The organism is Streptomyces sp. NBC_01433, assembly GCF_026340105.1.
Lineage (GTDB): Bacteria > Actinomycetota > Actinomycetes > Streptomycetales > Streptomycetaceae > Streptomyces.
The window spans coordinates 711123-733522 of sequence record NZ_JAPEPM010000001.1; the positions used below are offsets into that span (position 1 = coordinate 711123).

Annotated in this window: 16 protein-coding genes; 4 read left to right on the forward strand and 12 right to left on the reverse strand. The window is 72.5% G+C overall.

All coding sequences use genetic code 11. The annotated features are described in order from the left end of the window. Positions 1 to 246: 246 nt before the first annotated feature. Positions 247 to 4083, forward strand: coding sequence for a multifunctional oxoglutarate decarboxylase/oxoglutarate dehydrogenase thiamine pyrophosphate-binding subunit/dihydrolipoyllysine-residue succinyltransferase subunit (locus OG413_RS03020; protein WP_266802859.1), 3837 nt, complete (start codon positions 247 to 249; stop codon positions 4081 to 4083). A 147-nt stretch (positions 4084 to 4230) separates the two neighbouring features. Here OG413_RS03020 and fxsT read toward each other — a convergent pair whose 3' ends face one another. The 7 genes from fxsT to OG413_RS03055 form a co-directional block, all read right to left on the reverse strand. Continuing rightward, positions 4231 to 7173, reverse strand: a complete 2943-nt coding sequence (gene fxsT, locus OG413_RS03025) for an FxSxx-COOH system tetratricopeptide repeat protein (protein ID WP_266802860.1) — start codon at positions 7171 to 7173, stop codon at positions 4231 to 4233. 69 nt (positions 7174 to 7242) lie between these two features. Then, entirely contained in the window at positions 7243 to 8415 is a 1173-nt protein-coding gene (locus OG413_RS03030; protein ID WP_266809851.1) for an FxsB family cyclophane-forming radical SAM/SPASM peptide maturase, read from the reverse strand. 110 nt (positions 8416 to 8525) lie between these two features. Next, a complete protein-coding gene (locus OG413_RS03035) occupies positions 8526 to 8702 on the reverse strand; it encodes a YxD-tail cyclophane-containing RiPP peptide (RefSeq protein ID WP_266802861.1) in 177 nt (58 codons plus the stop codon). Then, on the reverse strand, positions 8699 to 12115 hold the full coding sequence (locus OG413_RS03040; protein ID WP_266809852.1) for an SAV_2336 N-terminal domain-related protein: 3417 nt from the start codon (positions 12113 to 12115) through the stop codon (positions 8699 to 8701). Before OG413_RS03040 ends, OG413_RS03035 begins: the two co-directional genes overlap by 4 nt. A 7-nt stretch (positions 12116 to 12122) precedes the next feature. Then, complete coding sequence (locus OG413_RS03045) at positions 12123 to 13133, reverse strand: MoxR family ATPase (RefSeq protein ID WP_266802862.1); 1011 nt, start codon at positions 13131 to 13133, stop codon at positions 12123 to 12125. 127 nt (positions 13134 to 13260) lie between these two features. Then, entirely contained in the window at positions 13261 to 15231 is a 1971-nt protein-coding gene (locus OG413_RS03050) for a trypsin-like peptidase domain-containing protein (protein ID WP_266802863.1), read from the reverse strand. Further along, a complete protein-coding gene (locus tag OG413_RS03055) occupies positions 15224 to 15580 on the reverse strand; it encodes a CU044_2847 family protein (protein ID WP_266802864.1) in 357 nt (118 codons plus the stop codon). Before OG413_RS03055 ends, OG413_RS03050 begins: the two co-directional genes overlap by 8 nt. Positions 15581 to 15758: 178 nt before the next feature. Here OG413_RS03055 and OG413_RS03060 point away from each other — a divergent pair, with 178 nt between their 5' ends. Next, the gene (locus OG413_RS03060; protein ID WP_010061466.1) at positions 15759 to 15944 is read left to right on the forward strand and encodes a DUF6104 family protein; all 186 of its coding nucleotides are present in this window, start codon (positions 15759 to 15761) and stop codon (positions 15942 to 15944) included. Positions 15945 to 16024: 80 nt separating this feature from the next. On the opposite strand, the gene OG413_RS03065 is transcribed toward OG413_RS03060, so the two are convergent. Then, positions 16025 to 16885: a hypothetical protein gene (locus OG413_RS03065; protein ID WP_266802865.1), complete on the reverse strand. Its 861-nt coding sequence runs from the start codon at positions 16883 to 16885 to the stop codon at positions 16025 to 16027. A 155-nt stretch (positions 16886 to 17040) separates the two neighbouring features. On the opposite strand from OG413_RS03065, the gene OG413_RS03070 reads away from it, so the two are divergent. Further along, complete coding sequence (locus OG413_RS03070; protein WP_266802866.1) at positions 17041 to 17898, forward strand: DUF4097 family beta strand repeat-containing protein; 858 nt, start codon at positions 17041 to 17043, stop codon at positions 17896 to 17898. A gap of 1 nt (position 17899) precedes the next feature. Further along, entirely contained in the window at positions 17900 to 18928 is a 1029-nt protein-coding gene (locus OG413_RS03075) for a PadR family transcriptional regulator (RefSeq protein ID WP_266802867.1), read from the forward strand. A 43-nt stretch (positions 18929 to 18971) separates the two neighbouring features. On the opposite strand, the gene OG413_RS03080 is transcribed toward OG413_RS03075, so the two are convergent. From OG413_RS03080 to OG413_RS03095, 4 genes are all read right to left on the reverse strand, one after another. Then, the gene (locus OG413_RS03080) at positions 18972 to 19553 is read right to left on the reverse strand and encodes a Clp protease N-terminal domain-containing protein (protein ID WP_266802868.1); all 582 of its coding nucleotides are present in this window, start codon (positions 19551 to 19553) and stop codon (positions 18972 to 18974) included. Then, positions 19553 to 19762, reverse strand: a complete 210-nt coding sequence (locus OG413_RS03085; protein WP_014154112.1) for a sigma factor-like helix-turn-helix DNA-binding protein — start codon at positions 19760 to 19762, stop codon at positions 19553 to 19555. The genes OG413_RS03080 and OG413_RS03085 overlap by 1 nt, the downstream gene beginning before the upstream one ends. A 116-nt stretch (positions 19763 to 19878) precedes the next feature. Beyond that, positions 19879 to 21285, reverse strand: coding sequence for a cellulase family glycosylhydrolase (locus tag OG413_RS03090; RefSeq protein ID WP_266802869.1), 1407 nt, complete (start codon positions 21283 to 21285; stop codon positions 19879 to 19881). Positions 21286 to 21365: 80 nt separating this feature from the next. After that, complete coding sequence (locus tag OG413_RS03095; protein WP_266802870.1) at positions 21366 to 22331, reverse strand: zinc-binding dehydrogenase; 966 nt, start codon at positions 22329 to 22331, stop codon at positions 21366 to 21368. Positions 22332 to 22400 lie beyond the last annotated feature (69 nt).

Sequence of the window (22400 nt, forward strand, 5' to 3'; positions counted from 1 at the left end):
ACCGGAAGGGCGTGTTCTCCGTGTCCTCCATAAAGGGGATACGGTCGGGTGGCCGTACCCACGGCCCTGCGTACCCGAAGTGCAGCGGAACCCCGCTTGTTTCCCGCCATTTCCTGCGCCGAAACCCGCCTTCCGATGTGACTTGCACGACGAAGACCGGCCCGGTCTGCAAGGAACGGTAAAGGAGGCGTAGCCTTGATTTCCGCTGTCCATCACCTTGTGAAGCGGAAGAGGGCGGTTGCCGCCGTGTCGTCTCAGTCCCCCAGTAACTCAAGCATCTCGACCGACCAAGCCAGCCCGGGTGGGAACCCGGCCGCGGCCTTCGGACCCAATGAGTGGCTCGTCGACGAGATCTATCAGCAGTACCTCCAGGATCCCAATTCGGTCGACCGTGCCTGGTGGGACTTCTTCGCCGACTACAAGCCGGGTACCTCCGGCACGGCGGACAAGCCCGTTCCCGGTACCCCGGCCGCGGGGGCTGCGGTGATCCCGGCCCCGGTCGCCACCCCTCCGGCGCAGCCCGCGGCACCGGCTCCGGCCGCCGCGCCGGCGCCCCCGGCCCAGCCCGCGGCTGCCGCTCCGGCACCCGCGACGGCCGCTCCCGCCGCCGCTGCTCCGGCAGCTCCGGCGAAGGCGGCCCCCGCGAAGGCCGCACCGGCGCCCGCGAAGGCCACTCCGGCGCCCGCCAAGGCCGCCGGGTCGGCCGAGGCCCCTGAGGGCCCGGAGTATGTGACGCTGCGCGGCCCGTCGGCCGCCGTCGCGAAGAACATGAACGCCTCGCTGGAGCTGCCGACGGCCACGTCCGTCCGCGCCGTCCCGGTGAAGCTGCTCTTCGACAACCGCATCGTCATCAACAACCACCTCAAGCGCGCCCGCGGCGGGAAGATCTCCTTCACGCACCTCATCGGGTACGCGATGGTGCAGGCCCTCAAGGCCATGCCGTCGATGAACCACTCCTTCACGGTGAAGGACGGCAAGCCGACCCTGGTCAAGCCGGAGCACATCAACCTCGGCCTGGCCATCGACCTGGTGAAGCCGAACGGTGACCGCCAGCTCGTCGTCGCGGCCATCAAGAAGGCCGAGACGCTCAACTTCTTCGAGTTCTGGCAGGCGTACGAGGACATCGTCCGCCGGGCCCGTATCGGCAAGCTCGGCATGGACGACTTCACCGGGGTCACCGCCTCGCTGACGAACCCCGGCGGCATCGGCACCGTTCACTCGGTGCCCCGCCTGATGCCCGGTCAGGGCCTCATCATGGGTGTCGGCGCGATGGACTACCCGGCGGAGTTCCAGGGGACGTCCCAGGACACCCTGAACAAGCTGGGCATCTCGAAGGTCATGACGCTGACCTCGACGTACGACCACCGGGTCATCCAGGGCGCCGCCTCCGGCGAGTTCCTGCGGGTCCTCGCCCAGCTCCTGCTCGGCGAGAACGAGTTCTACGACGAGATCTTCAAGGCGCTGCGCATCCCCTACGAGCCGGTCCGCTGGCTCAAGGACATCGACGCCTCGCACGACGACGACGTCACCAAGGCCGCGCGGGTCTTCGAGCTGATCCACTCCTACCGGGTCCGCGGCCATGTCATGGCCGACACCGACCCGCTGGAGTACCACCAGCGCAAGCACCCCGACCTGGACATCACCGAGCACGGCCTCACCCTGTGGGACCTGGAGCGGGACTTCGCGGTCGGCGGATTCGCCGGCAAGACGATGATGAAGCTCCGCGACATCCTCGGTGTGCTGCGTGAGTCGTACTGCCGCACCACGGGCATCGAGTTCATGCACATCCAGGAGCCGCGGGAGCGCAAGTGGCTCCAGGACCGGGTGGAGCGTCCGCGTCCCAAGCCCGAGCGCGAGGAGCAGCTGCGGATCCTGCGCCGCCTCAACGCCGCCGAGGCGTTCGAGACGTTCCTGCAGACCAAGTACGTCGGCCAGAAGCGGTTCTCGCTGGAGGGCGGCGAGTCCGTCATCCCGCTGCTCGACGCGGTCATCGACTCCGCCGCCGAGGCCCGCCTCGACGAGGTCGTCATCGGGATGGCCCACCGCGGCCGCCTGAACGTGCTGGCCAACATCGTCGGCAAGTCGTACGCGCAGATCTTCCGGGAGTTCGAGGGCAACCTCGACCCGAAGTCGATGCACGGCTCCGGCGACGTGAAGTACCACCTGGGCGCCGAGGGCACCTTCACCGGTCTGGACGGCGAGCAGATCAAGGTCTCGCTGGCCGCCAACCCCTCGCACCTGGAGGCGGTCGACCCGGTCCTGGAGGGCATCGCCCGCGCCAAGCAGGACATCATCAACAAGGGCGGCACGGACTTCACGGTCCTGCCCGTCGCGCTCCACGGCGACGCGGCCTTCGCGGGCCAGGGCGTCGTCGCCGAGACGCTCAACATGTCGCAGCTGCGCGGCTACCGCACCGGCGGCACCGTGCACGTGGTGATCAACAACCAGGTCGGCTTCACCGCCGCCCCGGAGTCCTCGCGCTCCTCGATGTACGCCACCGACGTGGCGCGCATGATCGAGGCGCCGATCATCCACGTCAACGGTGACGACCCCGAGGCCGTCGTCCGGGTCGCGCGGCTCGCCTTCGAGTACCGCCAGGCGTTCAACAAGGACGTCGTGATCGACCTCATCTGCTACCGCCGCCGCGGGCACAACGAGACCGACAACCCGCAGTTCACCAACCCGCAGATGTACGCCCTGGTCGACAAGAAGCGCTCGGTGCGCAAGCTCTACACCGAGTCCCTCATCGGTCGCGGCGACATCACGCTGGAAGAGGCGGAGCAGGCGCTCCAGGACTTCCAGGGACAGCTGGAGAAGGTCTTCGCCGAGGTCCGCGAGGCCACCTCGAACCCGGCCCAGACCCACATCCCGGACGTCCAGGCCGAGTTCCCGGTGGCCGTCACCACCGCGGTCTCCCAGGAGATCGTGAAGCGGATCGCCGAGTCGCAGGTCAACATCCCCGACAACATCACTGTCCACCCCCGTCTGATGCCGCAGATGCTGCGTCGCGCGGCCTCGGTGGAGGACGGCACGATCGACTGGGGCATGGGCGAGACCCTGGCCATCGGTTCGCTGCTGATGGAGGGCACCCCGGTCCGGCTCGCCGGCCAGGACACCCGCCGCGGCACGTTCGGCCAGCGGCACGCGGTCCTGGTCGACCAGGAGACCGGCGAGGACTACACCCCGCTGCTCTACCTGTCCGACGAGCAGGCCCGGTACAACGTCTACGACTCGCTGCTCAGCGAGTACGCGGCGATGGGCTTCGAGTACGGCTACTCGCTGGCCCGCCCGGAGTCGCTGGTCATCTGGGAGGCCCAGTTCGGTGACTTCGTCAACGGCGCGCAGACCGTCGTGGACGAGTTCATCTCCTCGGCCGAGCAGAAGTGGGGCCAGACCTCCGGCGTCACGCTGCTGCTGCCGCACGGCTACGAGGGCCAGGGCCCGGACCACTCGTCCGCCCGCCCGGAGCGCTTCCTCCAGATGTGCGCGCAGGACAACATGACGGTCGCGATGCCGACCCTGCCGTCGAACTACTTCCACCTCCTGCGGTGGCAGGTGCACAACCCGCACCACAAGCCGCTGATCGTCTTCACCCCGAAGTCGATGCTCCGCCTCAAGGCGGCCGCGTCGAAGGCGGAGGAGTTCACCACCGGCGGCTTCCGCCCGGTGATCGGCGACTCGTCGGTCAAGGCCGAGGACGTCCGCAAGGTCGTCTTCTGCGCGGGCAAGCTGTACTACGACCTGGACGCCGAGCGGCAGAAGCGCGGCGACACGGAGACGGCGATCATCCGGCTGGAGCGCCTGTACCCGCTGCCGGGTGCGGAGCTGCAGGCCGAGATCGCCAAGTACCCGAACGCCGAGAAGTACCTCTGGGCCCAGGAGGAGCCGGCGAACCAGGGTGCCTGGCCGTTCATCGCGCTCAACCTGATCGACCACCTGGACCTGGCCGTCGGCGCCGACGTCCCGCACGGTGAGCGCCTGCGCCGCATCTCGCGGTCGCACGGCTCGTCCCCGGCGGTCGGCTCGGCCAAGCGCCACCAGGCCGAGCAGGCGCAGCTGGTCGCCGAGGTCTTCGAGGCCTGATCAGCGGCACCACCCCGTCACGGGCCCCGGCCCCCACCGATGCGCATATCGGTGGGGGCCGGGGCCCGTGTCAGGTGGTGGGTGCGGTGCGCGGACACTGCGCAGGCGATGTACGGGCCCGTCAGATCGGCGGACCAGATCCGTGGATCAGATCGGCTGGGGCTCGAAGTCCCAGTACGGGCGTCCTCCGGCCGCCGTCGACCGCATCCGCCGGTGCTCGTCCTCGGGCGGTCCGGCCTCGTCCTCCTGGCCCGCCGCCCGCAGGTCGAGGGCGAGCCCCGCCCTGAGGGCGACCGTCATGGCATGCCCGTCCCCGAGGCCCGCGCGGGCCCGTTCCAGGGCGGCGCGCCCGAGGTCCACCGCCCCCTGCGGGTCGTCCACCGCCGCCCGTGCCGCGGTCGCGTTCAGGGCGCAGCCGATGCTCCAGGGGTGCGCGTCGCCGAGTGCGCGGGCCATGCCCGCCGTCGTCTCCTCGCCGATCGCCAGCGCGTCCGCGCGGTGGCCCAGGCCGCGCAGGACGACCCCGCAGTTGGCCCGGCTGCCGATCGCGTACGGATGGTCGTCGCCGAGCCGGGCGGCGTACACCCGGGCGGTGGACTCGGCGATGCCCAGCGCCTCGTCGTAGCGGCCCATCTCCCGCAGCAGCATGGCGTAGTCGGTGGAGATCAGCAGCGTCTCGGGGTGGTGGCCGCCCCGGCGGCCGGTCATCTTCTCGCGGACCCGGCGCATCATGACGTGCGCGTATTCCAGGTCGCCCTGCCTGCGCCTGCACAGGGCGAGGTTGTGCTGCGCCTGCAGGGTCTGCGAGTGGTCCCGGTCGAGCACCTGGCTGTGCAGCCAGGTGTTCCGTTCCTGGATCACCAGCGCTTCCCGGTAGCGGCCCAGCAGCCGCAGCGTCCAGGCGGTGTGCAGGGCGGACATCAGGGTGAGGGCGTTGCGCGGGCCGAGCAGGCCGACGCGTGCTTCCAGAATCGAGCGGTGCTGGGTCAGGGACTCGGCGTACCGGCCCTGGAGGGCGACGGCCTGGGCCAGGTTGCTGCGGATGGCGAGGGTGCGCGGCACGTTGCTGTCGCCGAGCTCCTTCACCGCCCCGGTGGCGGCGTTCTCGTAGAGCGTGCGCGCCTCGTCGTACCTCCCGAGGGCCACCAGCGTTCCGCCGAGGCCGTTCATGGCCCGCAGCAGTTCGATGGCCCGCGCCTCCGGGTCCGCGGAGAGCCGGTCGAGGATGTCCCGTCCGACCAGCTCGGCATCGGCGTAACGGCCCAGCCTGCGCAGCATGTTGGCGTACTGGTGGGTGGCGACCAGGATGGTGCGGTCGGTGGGGCTTGAGTCGTCGCGCCAGTGTTCGAGCGCCTTCCTGGTGATCATCCAGCCGTCGGCGTACTCGCCGCGCATCCGGAGGTACTCGACGCAGTTGAGGACGAGGCTGCGTACGTCCTCGTCGGCCGACTCCAGTGCTCCCGAGGGTTCCAGATGGGGAATCAGGTCCGCGTAGCGCTGCCAGTGGCGGGGGGCCGTGGGGTCCCTGGGGTCGGCCGCGACCAGGACCCGGCAGGCGGTCTCGGACGCCTTGCGCCGGTCGTGGACCGAGAGGGTGCTGCGGACGAAGCGGTGGAAGAGCCGGTGCATGCGCAGGGTGCCCACGGTGAGGATGTCGTCCTGCGGGCCCGTCTCGTACTCCAGCCGCATGGACGTGGTCTCGGAGAGCGTACGGAGGGCGGAATTCCAGTTGCTGGGCTCGCTGACCAGGCGGGCCAGATGGGTGGGCAGGTCCGAGGCCCTGGCCGAGCGGAGCAGCCTGACGGGCACGGTGTCCGCGGAGAAGTGGGCCAGCAGCTTGAGGAGTTCATGGGCGTGCGGCGCGTCCTCGCCGAGGGCGTTCAGTGTGGTGGACCACACGGCCTGGAACCGCTGCGCCTCACCGCCCGACGGCATGACGTCCAGGGCGTTGGGGTCGCCGTCGCGGATGTCCTCGACATAGCGGGCGACCTCGGTGAGCGGGTACGCCTCCAGCCAGGCGGCCATCTGGTCGATGAGGATCGGCAGGTCCTCGACCACGTCGGCCAGCCGGTCGGCGTCCTCCTCCGTGATCCGGGGTGCCCGGCGGCAGGCGAAGGCGACGCTCTCCTCCCGGTCGAAGCGGGGCAGGGAGACGAGCTCCGCCCCGTGGGCCGACCAGGAGGTGTCGCGGGTGGTGATCAGTACGTGGCCGGGGCCCCGGGGCAGCAGATCGGCCAGGCCGTCCGGGCTCTCCGCCCCGTCGAACACGAGGAGCCAGCGCTTCCGTGACGAGGCGAGGCGCTCCTGGGCGGCGGTGATGAGCCCGCGCAGTTCGTCGCCGTCACCCGTGCGCAGTTCCTTCGCGAGCGCGGCGAAGTCCTCGCGCGCCATGAGCGGGGTGTGGGCCCTCACCCACCAGATGACGTCGTACTCGCCCGCGTAGCGGTGCGCGTACTCTCGCGCCAGTTCGGTCTTGCCCATCCCTCCCGCGCCGTGCACGGCCACCAGCGCGGAGGTGGCGGGCGATGCCGGGGTGCGGTCGGTCAGCAGCCGGTGCACCTGCTCCAGGGCCCTCCGCCTGCCGGTGAAGCGGCGGTTGCGGCGTTCCACGTTGGAGACGGGCGGCGGCTCGTCCGGGAAGCGCAGTCCCCGGTCGAGGTCGACTCCGGTGTGCTTCTCCAGCACGAGCCCGCACGCGGACAGCAGCCGCTGCTTGGCCTCCTCCCGCCCGACCCCGTACAGGCCGGCGGGGTTCAGTTCGCGGGCCGCTTCGGGCAGGCTGTGCGGGGTGACGGAGATGGCCGCGATCTGCGAACGGTGGGCGGGAAGCACCTGGCGGAGCACATCGGCCCAGGCCCGGTAGCGTCCCGCGTCGAAGCGCAGGTACCAGTCGTCCAGGACGAGCAGGACCCGGCCGGGCGCCGCGAGCAGGTCGGTGAGCGCTCGGCCCTCCGGCGGTTTGCGCAGGGGGTCCCAGCGGACGAGGTGCGTGCGGATGCCCGCGGTCTCGCACTCCTCCTCCACCCATTTCGCCCAGGACTCGCTCTGTCCCGCGAAAACGACCGTGACGTGGTCGGAATCCTCCGTCATCCCGGTACTCCCTCGACGCAAGTTGTTCGACTTCGTGCGCAAGCCATTCGATTGTGCGTCAGATTCCGCTCAGTGAGGGCCGGTTGGCGAGGTGTGACCACTGTCTCCCGCGTCACGCAGCCGTCGCGCGATGTGGCGTATGAGGTGTTCGAGGTCGGCGCAGTAGACGCTGGGGTGCAGAAAGCCGCTGTGCGGGGCGTACCGGTGCGCGTAGTTGCCGCCGCCGCACACCCGCAGCACCGGGCAGGTACGGCACTCGGGCGCGAGCCCCCGCTCCCCCAGCTGGCGCGCGGCGACGCCGGGGTGGCGCAGGGCGTCGTCGAAGGAGTGGGCGAAGACGTCCAGGCCGGTCGCCGGGGCGCCCGCGTAGGCGGTCTTGAGGGAGTCGACCTGCTCGATGGCACCGTCCGTGTCGACCACGATCGCCGCCATCGGGGAGAGCCCGACCGCCTCGGCGGCGCTCCGGCTGCCCAGCAGCAGGGCCAGTACCTCCGTGAACAGCCGGATTCCCGTCCGCAGCCCGTCCGACCGCCACCACAGGTCGAAGACCTCCGTCAGCCACTGTCCGTACGGCGCCGGGCCGGGCCGGTGCCGTCCCGGCGGCATGGCCGCCTTCCCGGCCGGGGGTGCGCCCCAGTTGGCGTGGGGCAGCAGGAAGTCCAGGCCGGGCGGGTCCAGGGCCAGCAGCGAGGTGTAGACCTCGCGCGGGTCGCTGTCGAGATCGATCGTGCTGAGGATGCCCGCGTACTGCGTACCGCGCCGGGCCAGCAGCGCGGCGGCGCGGGACGCGGCGGGCCAGGAGGGCCGGCCGTCGTGACCCACGCGCCGCCGGTTCAGGCGGGCGCTCCCGCCGTCCAGGCTCAGGCCCACCCGGATGCCCTCGGCGCCGAGCCGGTCGAGGACGCCGCCGGTCAGCAGCGTGCCGTTGGTCTGCACGCTGGGTATGACCACGCAGCCCCGGGGCACCGCCCGGCGTACCGCGCGGGTGTAGGCGAGCAGCGGCTCGGGCCCCGCCAACAACGGCTCCCCACCGTGCAGTTCGATCCGGATGCGCTCCAGGCCGTGGGCTGCCGCGTGCTCGCCGATGCGCGCCGCGGTGCGGGCCATCGTCCCCTCCGGGACCCGCGCCGGGCGCTCGCGCCAGCTCGTGTCGGGGCTGCGGTAGATGTAGCAGTAGTCGCAGGCGAGGTTGCATCGGCTGTGCACCTTGAGCACGAACTGCCGCAGCGGTACCGGGTGCAGCGCCGCGGTGTCCAGCGCCCGGTGCGGCCAGTACGGATCGGTCTCCGGCGCGGGACGGGCCGTGGAAGCGGCATCGGCGGTGGAAGCGGGACCGGCCGTGGTGTCCGCCGTCACGGGGCGTCCTCGTAGTACGCCACGGACGGGCCCGCCTCGGCGGACCGGTCACGCAGGCCCGCCAGGACGGCGTCCAGCACCGGGTGCCCGGTCGCGCCGCCGTGGTCGACGAGGGCGGCCAGGGACCCGAAAACGGGCAGGGGCGTGCTGCTGTCGTCGGACGGTGACGTCATGCGTCACCCGATTCGAGCTGCCGCACGCTCTCCCGGATGCGGTCCGCGACCTCGTCGCGCTGCTCGCCGTGTTCGGTGAGGATGCCGAGCGCCCGCCGGTACTCGGTGAGCGCGCGGTCCGGTCCGGCGGTCCGCCGCAGCATCCTGGCCCGGTCCGCCAGGTAGGCGGCGGCCATCACGGCGGATCCGGCGGCGAGCGCGCGGTCCGCGGCCTGCTTGAAGTACGTCGCGGCCTCGGTGAACCGCACCTCGGCCCCGGTCGTCCGGCCGAGCGCCTCGGTGACCTGGCCGCGGATGGCGAGGGCGGAGGCCGCGACGTCTCCCGACACCGCCTCGCGGGCCGCCGCTCCCAGTATCCAGTCGGCCTCGTACAGGTCGACCAGGGCTCCCACGAGCCGGAAGCGGACCATCAGCGCCAGCCCGAGATTCATTCTGCGGGCGGCGAGCGCGGGGCTCTTCCCGGAGGTTCCGGCGACGGACTGCCGCAGCAGACGCACCGTCTCGCGCAGATCCTCCTCGGACGCGTTCAGCTGCCCCCGGCGCATCAGGGTGAGGCCGTAGATCTGGAGATTCCCGGGTTGCCACGGGCTGTCGGGGGGCGTCAGCGCCCAGACCTCCGCCCAGGCGCCGACGGCCCGGTCGAGCGCCTCGCGCCGGGATTCCGCGCCTTCGTGGAAGCGCCGGCTCTCGATGGACGCCTTCGCCTCCAGACAGCGCAGCGTCAGCCGGTCGCGTCCGGGACCGGGTGGCAGGCCCTCGGCGGCGGCGCGGCCCTCGTCCAGTGCCCGCAGCGCGTGCACCCAGCCGGTCTCCATGTCGAGTCCGGTCCAGGCCAGTTCATGGGCCTCTGCCAGAGCGATCCAGCCGTAGACCAGATCGGCGGGGTCGGGCTTCCACTCGGCCGTCACCGTACGCGGCGGTCCGTCGTCCCCGTCACGCGGCGGTCCGTCCTCCCCGTCGCCGGTGACCAGGCGTGTCATCCGGGCCAGCGACTCGGTCAGGTCCGCGCGGGCCCGCCGGGCCGCTTCCCGTACCCGCTCCGGGTCGGCGGACGGGCCGTCGTCCAGCCGCCCCTCGAACCGGCGGGCGAGCAGGGCGTAGGAGCGGCCCCGGAGGTAGAGCGACGACGGCGGTACGGGATCCGCCTCGACCAGCGTGTCCAGTACGTCGATCGACTGGAGCATGGTGACCGAATACCACTCCTGGGGCCCCTCGGGCGGCGGCCGGTGCAGTCTCAGGGCCTGTTCGGCGAAGTCGGCGGCCAGCTCCTGGAGCACCCGGGCGCGGACGACCGCGGCCGTCCTGCCGATGCTTCCGCCCCCGGCGACCGCGTCCGCCAGCGCCCGCTGCGCGTCGTCCAGCAGCAGGAACCGTACGGAGTCCGCGTCCGCGGCCTCCCCGGGCTCGGCGGCGGCCTCTCTGAACCGGTCCGGCACCGCGTCCGTGTCCGGCCCGGCCGCGGCCACCTCCTCGGCCATCCTCACCAGTACGTCGCCCATGGTCCGGTAGGCCCGGGAGATGGCGGGCACGGCCCATTCCGCGGCGCTCAGGGCGCCCCTCAGGTCCTCACCGAGCCGGCGCGCCTGCCAGCGCTCCACGAGCGCCACGGCCAGGTCCGCGTACAGCCCGGCCCGCTCCGGGCGGCGCTGCTCGGCCCCGGCCGCCGAGGTCAGCAGGGCGATGCCGGAGTCCAGGTCCCGCGCCGTGCCCTGGCGGCGGAACCGTTCGAGCCGCACCTGTGCCTCGGCCGCGAGTTCACCGGGCGAGCCGGCGGCTTCCGCCCCGGTGGTGACGGGCTGGGGCAGCGAGCCACGCAGCACCCGGGTGGAGACGACGGCGAACTCCCGCAGCAGCGGGTCTTCCTCGGAGCCGCCCGGCGGTCCCGCGGGCTCCACGCTGCCCGCCAGGTAGGCCGCCGCCATCGCGGGGAAGTTACGGGCCGTGCGTCCCCAGCGCCCTTCGACGTAACGGGACAGGTGTTTCAGGGCCAGATCGGGGTCGCCGGGCGCCAGCCGTCGGTGCAGCTCGGCCCAGACGCCGTCGCGGAACGCGTAGGCCGGGCTGTCGGGTCCCCGGTCGAGACGGGTGAGCAGGCCCCCGAGCAGCACTTCGGCGAGCACGTCGGGGCCGCTGTCCGGCAGCATCGCGCGCTGGAGGTGCTGCATCACCGGCAGTTCCAGCGGGGTGGTGGTCAGCCACTGGGCGAGCCGGACCGCGGCGGGCGAGGCATGGCGTCGGAAGATCCGGACCCGTTCGCGGGCGGGTACGTCGGTGGCGCGGGGTGCCGGCGCGGGGGCGGGCCGGGGGTCGGCCCCGACCCAGGCGGCCGCCGCCCGCAGCGTCAGCTCGCCGGTCCCCGACAGCAGCCGCGCCCAGGTCTCCATGGACAGGTGGTGGGGCGCCAGCACCGGAACGGCCACCGCGCGGCGGGGTGCCTCGCCCCTGGAGCGGAACTCCAGCCGCCCCGCGGGCCCTTCGGGCCTGCGCAGCAGTCCGGGCCGGGCGGGCAGATGGGTGTTGCGCCACATCCGCTGCGGCAGCGGCTGGACGACGGCGACCGGCATGGCGGCCGCCCAGCGGTGGAGCAGCCGCTGCATGGTGCCGTTGCGCCACATCGGTCCGGCGCAGTCGCTGAGCAGCAGCGTGATCTGCCGTCCGGTGGGGTCCGTGAACTGGGCCGGTGGCCGCAGCCGCCCCGTGCCCGGCGCCGGCGCCGTGGGTGTGGTGGCGGCGCCCGGGGTGCCGTCCGTGTCCTCGTGCAGATAGTGGACGCGTACTTCGCGGAAGGCACCCGCGCGTTCGAAGACCTCCCGCAGCTCGTCCAGCGTCTGCTCCCACACCATGGTCGAGGAGGAGACGTCCATGAGCAGTTGGGCGCGCGCCTCCCGGCGGCGGGCGGGGCGCAGCACCGGCAGTGTCAGCCCGGTCTCGGCCGCCCGGTGCGCGGTGGCCTTCTCGTCGAGGAGGCCGCGCGGCGGGACGGAGGGCGCGCGGAACCGCTGAAGGGGGCGCAGCGCGCGTTGCAGGGCGAGCGGGTCGGGCAGGGTGGGCGCCGTGGGGACCCGTACGGGCGAGCCGCCGCGCCCCGCGCCGTCGGTTCCTTCGCCCTGGGCGGCCGGGGCACGCAGGGCCGCCCGTCCCTCGGCGGGTGCGGCGGGGCCGGGGACGCGCGGCGCCACCGGCTCCGGCCCATCGGTGAGCGGGTCCGCCGGGTCGCCGGGCGCGGGCCCGGCGACCGCCCCGGCGGCGGGATGCCCGTCGGGCCAGGTCGCGGGCCCGACCCAGCGCGCGAGCCACAGCGCGTCCGCCACCTCTTCGGCCGTGGCGCTGAAGTCGGCCTCCCGGAGCCGGGCGACCAGCGCCGTGAGCACGCCGTGCTCGGCGCCGGATGCCCTGCGGGCCGCGGGGGTCATCGCCACGTCACCGCTGCTGCGGGTGCTGCTCCAGGGGACGCATGAGCAGCCGCGCGATACCGTCCCGCCGACTGCCCGCCTCCCGGGCGGTGTGCTGGGTGAGGAAGATCGCGTTGAGCAGTTCGTCCGTCGGCCGCAGCCCTTCGTCGTCGCCCCGGCTGAAGCTCTCCAGCAGGTCGCGGTTGGCCTCGTGCGCGCCCTCCCCGAAGTGGGCGTGCACCAGGGCGGCGAGCCGTTCGTCGCGCGGGGGTTCCAGGTTCAGCCGGATGCAGCGGCGCAACAGCGGCCGGGGGAAGTCGCGCTCGCCGTTGCTCGTCATCACGACGAAGGGGAAGGCCCGGCAGCGCACCTTGCCGTCGACGACGGGCACGCCGCGGCCGTCGTCGTCCAGGACGGTGACGGGTGCGTGTCCCTCGCGCTTGGCGGTGCGCTCCAGTTCGGGGATGCGGAACTCGCCCTCCTCCAGCACGTTCAGAAGGTCGTTCGGCAGGTCGATGTCGCTCTTGTCCAGCTCGTCGATGAGCAGCACCCGGGGGCGTTCCGAGGGCAGGAGTGCCGTGCCCAGCGGTCCGAGCTTGATGTACTCGCCGATGTCGCCCTCACCGGCGCCGCGCTCACGGGAGAGCTGGGCGTCCTGGAGGCGGCCGATCGCGTCGTACTCGTACAGCCCCTGCTTCAGTTCCGTACGGCTGACGACGGACCATTGCAGGACCCGTCCCAGGCCCAGTTCCTGGGCGACGGCGTGCGCGAGCGTGCTCTTGCCCGATCCGGGCTCGCCCGTGACCAGGAGCGGTCGCCGCAGATACAGGGCGGCGTTGATGAGCTGGATCGCGTCCTCGTCCTGGACGGGGAGCAGCGGGCGTCCACCGAGGCGCCGCTTCGTCGAGGAGTCCGGGCCGGGGACCGGGAGCCCGATCGGCTCACCGGTGAACTCCCGCCAGGGCGGCGGTGGCGGAAGGTCGCCGATCCGGTCCGGGTCGGGGTCTCCCTCACCCCGGTAAATCAGCCAGTCGCTCATTTCTCGCTCCTCGTCGGCGGTCGGTGGCTTCCCGCGCTCTGGCCGACGGGGCAGGCAGCGCCCGCTGATGGGCCCACGGGAATGTACCCCCGTGAGTCCCCGCCAAAGCTGATTTCCGGCCAAGTCGTCATGGTGAGTCCACCGGTCCCACGGGCCTCTCGGGCACCGGTCGGTGGGGGTCGTCGTACATGACGGCGACGGCTTCGGCCCAGTGCCCCGTCATCCGGGTCTCGTGGATCTCCTCCCTGATGCGGCGCAGCCGGTCGGGGAGTTCGGGGAGGGAGCCGGTGTGCGCGAGCAACTCGGCCACGCCCTTGTGGAGGTCCTCGCAGTCGCTGCCGCAGGGGCCCCGGTCATGGCCGTCGATGCGCCACAGGGCGATGCCGTGGCCCGCGTCGAAGGCGAACTCGATGGCCTTGCGTCCGATGCCCCGGCTCACGGGCTGGCACAGCACCGGGATGCCGGACGGCTGGATGTCGGCGAAGTGCCTGCTCCGGGGCAGTTGTCCGGTGGGCGGCATCCGGACCGCCACGAGCGGTCCGGGGCCGGCCGCCGCGCTCCAGCGGTCCGTCCAGCGGGGGTCCGGTTCCCCGCGCCGGTCCACGTTGCGCAGGACGATCCGCCGTCGCACCCCCACCGGCAGATGGGCGGGATCGCCCAGGGGTGCCTCGTCGGCGAGCTGCCACCGGTGCACCGGTGTGTCGAAGTACCCGGCGGGCACGACGACTTCGCAGGGGGCGGGGACCCCGCCCGCCGTGTCGGCGAAGTGGAAGGCTTCGGCGAGGTGTTCGCGCAAATTGAGGCGGAGGCGGCCCGGCGCCACTCCGTTGGGGTCGGTCTCCGAGGCGAAGATCTCGTGGTCGCCGCTGCCGTCGTCGATCCTGATCTGCCAGTGCAGGGTCCCGTACGGCAGTTCATCGAGTTCGACCACGACGACATGGGCCGGGTCGGCGGGCCCCGGGTAGGGGATGACGACGCGGTCCGCGCTCTCCTTGTCCGGCAGCCGGGCCTGCTCCACCAACCGGCGCAGCTGCGGCGGGAGGCGGCGCAGCCGGTCGCCCAGCCACGCGTCGAGTCCGCTGGTGTCGCCCCCGTAGTCGCGGGTGAACTCACCGACGAGTCGCAGGTAGTGCATGAACACGTACGCCGGGAGGGGGCTGCCGTCCCCGCCGTAGAGCAGCCCGTGGCCGTCCCGCCAGGTCATGGGCGCCGGGCCGGTGTGCGACAGCCGTTCGCCGCGTACGTCGCGCGCCAGTTCGGCCACGACGCCCTCGGGGGCGGGGGCCAGGCCCGCGAGGTGGTTCAGGGCGTTCACCCGGTCCTCGGGGGACCACTGTTCGGGGTCGACGCCGGAGTTCCGGCCGCCGATCCGGGCCTGGTGGGCGGTCCAGCTGCCGGTGTCCCCCCGTCGGCCGTGGTGCCAGCGGTCGTGGGCGTCCATGACCTCCCGGTACAGCCCGTCGAACCGGCGCAGGGCGGTGGCGGACACGGCGCGCCCGCCGTCCCGGTCCGCGCGGCCGGACTTGACGATCTCCAGCACGGCCCCGGTGGCGGGATCGAGCACGGGGCCGCCCGAGACCCCCGGGGGAAATTCGGCCAGGGACTCGAACCGGACGGCGACGGTGCCGTCGTCGACGTTCGCCCGGACCGCGCCGCGCCAGAGTCCGTACGGCCCGCTGTCCTCCTCGGCCTCGTCCGGTGTCGGCCGGAATCCGAAGGCCAGCCGCTCCCCCGCGCCGGACACCGCCCGGTCGCCCATCCAGACGCACTCGTGCTCGACGGTGTCATCGAGCAGCCGCACCAGGGCCAGATCGCGCTGGGCCGGAATGCGGTCGCTCCACGGGTCGGTGACCAGCCATTTCCGCAGCCGGACCGCCGTCGGCGCGATGCCGTGCTGCCGCTCGTCACCGGCGACCCTGAAGCGCATGTCCGGGTTCTCCCGCACATGCGGCACCAGCACGTGCGCGGCCGTCAGGATCCAGCCGGGCGCGATGAAGAAGCCGCTGCCCCACATCTGCGTCGAGCGGGGGTCCTCCGGCAGGAAGCGCACGGTGGCCGCGCGGACGAGGGCGTCGAGGTCGGGGAGGCCGTCAGACATCCGTGCCGGCCGGCCCCTCCGGGTCCTGCTCGCCCAGCCGCCAGGTGAGGGAGACCTGGACGGACGCCTTGGCCTCGCCGTCCGCGAGGATGGCGAGCGCCTTTCCGGGCTTGGCGCTCAGCTCCACTCCGAAGGTGACCGTCGCCTCGTGCGGTCTCACCGCGGCGGCGGCGTCGAGGACGGTGCCGCCGACCCGCGCGATCAGCTCGTTGAGCTGTTCCAGCTTGGCCGCGGCGGTCTCGGCCACGCCGACGTCCCGGTCGGACGACCCGTACCCCTCGGCCGCACTCACCCGGGCGTAGACAACCTTGCCGTCGCCGAGATCGATACGACGGACACGACCACTCACGGCTCCCCCGATCCGCACGTCAAGGCGCTTGCCCCGGCGCTGACTTGATCCGGTCACCAAGATTACTGGCCGGTGCCCCGGCAGGCGAGGGGAAGCCGACCCGCACAGTCGAGATCCGGCCGCCCGCGCCGACGCCATACCCTGAGGGAAGAACACCCGTACGCAACAGGAGCACGCCTTGTACTTCACGGACCGTGGCATCGAGGAACTGGAGAAGCGGCGCGGCGAGGAGGAGGTCACCTTCGAGTGGCTGGCCGAGCAGCTGCGTACGTTCGTCGATCTCAACCCCGACTTCGAGGTGCCCGTCGAGCGCCTCGCGACCTGGCTGGCCCGGCTGGACGACGAGGACGACGAGGACGAGTAGCCGGCCGGTCCGTCCCGGCCCGTCCCGGCGGGGCGGCCTCACATCGGGGCGCGGCGGCGCGCCGGAGCCGCCCGTCCGGGTCAGGTGCTTTCGGCGTCCGCCTCCCGGATGCGGAGGTACGCGAGCCCCAGTGCGCCCTGCACCAGCAGCACCGCCCCGGCCGTGGCCCAGCCTCCGCTGCGGCGGCGGGCGCCCCACAGCAGGAGCGGGAGCCCGGTCGCGATCTGGGCCACGGCCACCGCGCGGGCCCTGGGGCCGCGCACCCACGGGCCGAGACTGCCGCTCTCGACCGCGTCCAGCTCCACCCGTACGGCGTCGCGCCAGCCCGCCCACTCGACGCGTTCCGTCCCGGGCAGCACGGCGGCCACCGAGCGCAGCCGGTCGGCGGGCTCACCGGGCCCCAGGCCGGTCGGCAGGGTCAGACCGGTGCGGGTGAGCACGGCGAGCAGCCCGCGCAGCCGGGCCCGGGCGTCCGCGTCGGGGTCCGGGCGGGTCAGCTTCTCCAGTGCCTGGAGGTCCAGGACGGGGTCGAGTCCGAGCCGGGCGGCGAACGTGCGCATCGCCTCGTCCTCGCCGGCCGGGGTGCCATCGGCGAGCCAGACGTAGCCGACGGGGCGGCGGAAACCGGACGCCAGCGTGTATCCGGCCCGATTCCCGTCCCACCACAGGGCGAGCACCGGCCAGGCGGAGCCGACCGCCAGTGCGGTGGCCCAGCCGCCGAGCACCCGGTCGACGGGTTCGGTGCCCTCGGCCGCCGCGGTGCGCACCCCCGTAACCTCGGCCCCCGCGCCCAGCCAGGGCTTTCCTTCCGGGACGAGCGCGCTCCACTCCTCGCCCGCCGGGGTGAGCAGCATCGGCTCACGCAGGAGGTGGGCCGGCGGCGCTACGGTCTCGGGGGCGGCCCGGCACAGCAGGAGCGCTCCCACGGGTGTCGCGTTCATGCCTCACACGCTAGGGCAATTTGCCCAGGTCTGACGCTATTTGAGGGGCTGGATCGGCTCCCGATCGCGCTTGACTTCACCCATCCGCGATATATCGTGTTGAACAAGAGACGCGATATGTTGCGTCATGCCACGCTCTCCGGGAGGTCATATCCATGCCTGTGTCGACGTGGGCCATCGCCGAGTCCCAGAAGCTCACCTTCGACGACCCGGTGACGGCGCTCCAGGTACGTATCGTCAACGGCACCGTCAACGTGGTCGGCACCGAGGAGCAGTCCGCACGGCTGGAGATCTCCGGGGTCGAGGGCCCGCCGCTGGTGGTGACCCAGCAGGACGGCACGCTCACCGTCACCTATGAGGACCTGCACTGGAAGGGCCTCCTCAAGTGGCTGGACCGCAAGGGCTGGCACCGCAACGCCGTCGTCTCCGTCGTCGTACCGGCCGACTGCTCGGTGGAGGTCGGTGTGGTCGGTGCCGAGGCCGTCGTCTCCGGCATCCGGGGACGTACCGAGATTCGCGGCGTCAGCGGCGACACCAGCGTGGTCGGGCTCACCGGCAGCGTCCGGGGCGAGACCGTGTCCGGCAACCTGGAGGCCCAGGACGTCACCGGCGACCTGCGCTTCCAGTCCGTCTCCGGCGATCTGACCGTGGTCGACGGCACCGGGACCTCCGTACACGCCGAATCCGTCAGCGGCGGCATGATCCTGGACCTGGACCCGTCCGGAAAACCCACGGACATCCGGCTGACCACGATCTCCGGCGAGATCGCCATCCGGCTGCCGCACCCGGCGGACGCGAAGGTCGAGGCGAACACCGCGAGCGGCAGCCTCTCCAACGCCTTCGAGGACCTGCGGGTCAGCGGCCAGTGGGGGGCGAAGAAGATCACCGGCACCCTCGGCGCGGGCACGGGAACGCTGAAGGCGATGACCGCGTCCGGCTCGATCGCCCTGCTGCGCCGCCCGCCCGTCGAGGACGAACCCCACGAAGCCGAGCCGACCGGAAAGGTTCTCTGACATGCCCCCCGTATTCGCCCACGGCCGTCTGCGCCTCTACCTGCTGAAGCTGCTGGACGAGGCCCCGCGCCACGGCTACGAGGTGATCCGGCTCCTGGAAGAGCGCTTCCACGGCCTGTACGCCCCCTCGGCGGGCACCGTCTACCCCCGCCTGGCCAAGCTGGAGGCCGAGGGCCTGGTCACCCACGCCACCGAGGGTGGCCGCAAGGTCTACTCCATCACCGACGCGGGACGCGCCGAGCTGGCGGGCCGCGGCGGCGAACTGGCCGATCTGGAGCTGGAGATCCGCGACTCCGTCTCCGAACTGGCCGCCGAGATCCGCGACGACGTCCGCGGCGCGGCGGGCAAGCTGCGCAACGAGATGCGGGCGGCTGCCTCCGAGTCCCGGCACACTCCGGGCGGCAAGGAGTCCCGCCGGTCCCCCTTCGGCGACTTCTCCGACTTCTCCGACCTCGGCGACCTCGGCGACAGCGAGGCGTGGCGCACGGCCAAGGAAGAGCTGCGCAAGGCCAAGCAGGAGTGGATGGAGCAGGCCCGCCGGGCGAAGGACGAGTCCAGGCGCGCGCGTGACGACGCCCAGCAGGCCCGCCGCCAGGCCAAGGAGGCCCACGAGAAGGCGCGCGAGCAGATGCAGAGCGCCGCACGCCAGGTCCAGGAGCACTTCGCCCGGGGCGACTGGCCCTCCGGTGTACGGGAGGGTCTGGCCGAGATCACCGGCCAGCTCAGCGGGTTCGCCAGGACGGCCGGCTGGCCCCCGTCCGCCAAGCCCGAGGCCGCCGCAACCGACCCCGAGTGGGGCCGGGACACGGCGAGCACGGGCGACCCGGCCCGCGACCTGGACCGCCTCCTGGACCGCTTCCGCGACGACATCCGCGACGCGGCCAGGGACCACGGCGTCACCCAGGAACAGCTGACCGAGGCCCGCCGCCACCTGGGAACGGCGGCGGCGCGCGTCGAGTCGCTGCTGCGGAAGAAGGACGCCACCGACACCGACGGGGGCACCGACGGCAGCGGCGGCGAGAAGGGCTGAGGCGCGCGGACGGTCAGCTCGCCCCTCCGCGCCGAGGGGCGGGTCAGCCGGCCTTGGCCTGCCGTCCCCCGCCTTGCGCCCCGTCCCCGAACAGGGCGCGCTCCACGGTCGCGTACGTCGCCCCGTGCTCGGCGAGGACGTCCGCGACCACGCCGGGCGTGGCGGTGAGCGCCAGCAGCAGGTGCTCCTCACCGATGACGCGGTCGCCGCGCCCGAGCGCGATCCGGAGCGACTTCTCCAGGACGGCCTTCGCGCCGGGCGTGAACGCGCGATGCCCGGACCACCACCGGCGGCTCCCGCGATCCCCGGCGAGCGCCCCCTCGCCGTGCGCGCCCTCGATCCGGGACACGATCTCGGCTACGTCGATCCCGATACCGGCGAGTGCGTCCGTATCGGCCCTGGTCAGTCCGCCGCGTCGGCGGGCGTCGGCCAGGGAAGCCGCCACCGAGGCGCGGCGGTCGGTGAGGCCGAGTGCCGCGACGGCGAAGGAGGCCCTGCTGCCCTTCTGCTCCAGCAGGCAGAGCAGCAGATGCTCCTCGGTGACCGAGTCGGCGCCGGCCCGCTCGGCATGGCCGACGGCACCGGTCACGGTGGCGCGGGCACCCTTGGCGAATCGCTCGAACATCAATGCCTCCCGTACTTCTTGTGCACGGCCTGTCGGCTGACGCCCAGTTCGGCCGCGATCTCCTGCCACGACCAGCCCTGGACGCGGGCGCTTCTCACTTGTACGGCTTCCAGTTGTTCCAGCAGCCGCCGCAGCGCGGCGACGGCCCGCAGCCCGACACGCGGGTCACGGTCACCGGCGCGTGCGGCCAGATCCGTTGCTTCGGTCATGCTGTCAACTTACGTTGACATGCACTCCATGTCAACCACCATTGACAGGATCGATGGCGGGACGGGCCTTCACGGAGGCGACCCGCCAAGCCGACAACCCTTCAGGTGCACTCGGTTCAGCCGTGGGAGCCCCCCTCCCGCACCGTCACCACCACTCGCGCCCCGCCCCTCGCGTCGACCCGCAGTACGCCCCCGTGCGGCGCGTTCCCCCGGACCACGGCGCGCCCCTCCACCGAGACCCGCCAGCCCCGCGCCGACGGCGGCAGCGAGATCTCCGTCGTGCCGCGCCGGGCCGCCGTGTAGGCGAGGCGGTAGACGCGGGCGGTCGCGTCGTACGTGTCGGAGCGGACCGCGCCCGCGACCGCCGGGGCGTACGGGGTGGCGGTCAGTTCCTTGTTCGTACGGAAGCTTCCCCGCTCGTCGAGGGCGCAGTAGCCGCCTCCGTAGCACCACACATAGCCCGCCCAGCCGGAGCTGTAGCGGTTCAGGGAGGCCACCGCCTCGCGGTAGAAACGGTTCATCAGCGGCAGCCCGTTGTTCAGCGGACCCCACTCGCCGACGACGACCGGGATGCGCTGCTCCTTCGGGTACGCGGTGACAGCGGCCTCGTACGTCTCGATCCAGCGCGCGGCGGGATCGTAGTCGGCGCCCGCCTCCATCGCCGTGTTGTAGAAGTGCGGCGCGTACACGGTCTTGTGGTCCTTGATCCGCCCCAGCCCGGTGGGGGCGCCCTCACCCACGATCGGGGTGGGCTCGACGAAGATCCAGGTGCCGGGGTCGACGGAACGGACCGCGCGGGCCAGCCGGTTGTACATCGGGGTGAGCTGTTCGGCCTCGATCCGGCGGGCGGCCGTCGGCAGGTCCTCGCCCGCCCGCAGCTCCCCCATCGGTTCGTTGATCAGGTCGTAGCCGATGACCGCCGGGTGGTGCTCGAAGCGGTCGGCGAGGACCCGCCACATGTCGGCCTGGGCGCGGCGCAGGTCCGGGTCCTCGTAGAGGTGGGTGAAGGCCCGCTGGACGGCCGGTTCGAAGTACTCGGCGAACCAGTCGTCGGGGTGCGGGGTGAACGGCAGACCGTCGGTACGGGTGGCCCAGGCGGGGATGCCCCGGTGGCCGAAGGCCGGTCCGAAGACGTCCTGGTGGGAGTCGAGCAGGACCTGGATGCCGTACGTCCGCGCCCAGTCCAGGATCCGGTCGATCCGGCGCAGATACCGTTGGCTGTACCGGCCCCGTACCGGCTCCAGGTCATCCCAGAAGATCAGCAGCCGGGCGAAGTTGAAGCCCTTGGCCCGCAGATCGCGGAAGTGTTTCTCGGTCACGGCCGTCAGGGCCGCGTCGCCGCGGTTCGCCTTGTCCTCGACGTTCCAGCCGCGAAGGGTGATCACCCTGCCGCGGTCATCGGTCAGCGGCGGGATACCGGCGGGCCGGTCCCGCCCGGGATGCGCGCCGGCGGCAGGGGCGAGGGCCCCTGCCGCCAGCGCGGACGAGATGACAACTGCCGCGAGCGCTCTGCCGATTCGCATGGCACAGATCCCACCAGCAGACCTGACGCCCCATCAAGGGCGCGTAAGGCGGCGGGAGAAGCCGGAGGTACGGGGAAGGTCTAGGCGGAGGCGAGGACGATCTTCCCGAACTGCTCGCCCGATTGCAGCCGTTCGAACCCCTCGCGGGCCCGGTCCAGCGGCAGCACCTCGTCGATGACGGGCCGCACCCCGGTCGCCGCGCAGAACGAGAGCAGGTCCTCCAGCTCGTCCTTGGACCCCATCGTGGAGCCGACGACCTTCAGTTCCAGGAAGAAGATCCGGGTGAGTTCGGCGTGCGAGGGGCGGTCGCCGCTGGTCGCACCGGAGATGACGAGCGTGCCGCCGGGGCGCAGTGCCTTCACCGAGTGGGACCAGGTGGCGGCGCCGACCGTCTCGATGACCGCGTCGACCCGGTGCGGCAGCCGCGCGCCGGACTCGTACGCATCGACGGCACCGAGTTCGACGGCCCGCTCGCGCCGGGCCTCGTCCCGGCTGGTGGCGAACATCCGCAGCCCGGCCGCCTTGCCGAGCACGATCGCGGCGGTGGCGACACCGCCGCCCGCGCCCTGCACGAGCACGGAGTCGCCGGGCCGTACCCCGGCGTTGGTGAAGAGCATCCGGTACGCGGTGAGCCAGGCGGTCGGCAGACAGGCGGCCTGTTCGAAGGTCAGTTCCTTCGGCTTGGGCAGCACGTTCCACGTGGGTACGGTGACCCGCTCGGCGAACGTGCCCTGGTAACGCTCGGTGAGGATGGACCGGGTCTCGCCGGGGCCGACCCCGTGCCCGGTCTGGCCGATCACCGAGTGCAGGACGACCTCGTTGCCGTCCTGATCGACGCCTGCGGCGTCACAGCCGAGGATCATCGGCAGCTTGTCCTCGGCGAGGCCCACCCCGCGCAGGGACCAGAGGTCGTGGTGGTTCAGGGAGGCGGCCCTGACGTTGACGGTGGTCCAGCCGGGCCGCGCCCCGGGGGCCGGGCGCTCGCCCAGCTCAAGGCCGTTGAGGGGCTGGTCGGGGTCGATGCGGGCTGCGTAGGCGGCGAACATGGCTCGACGATAGGCCGGGGAGCCCGACGGCGTAACCGGCCGGAGGTGTGACACACGCCAACACACGCC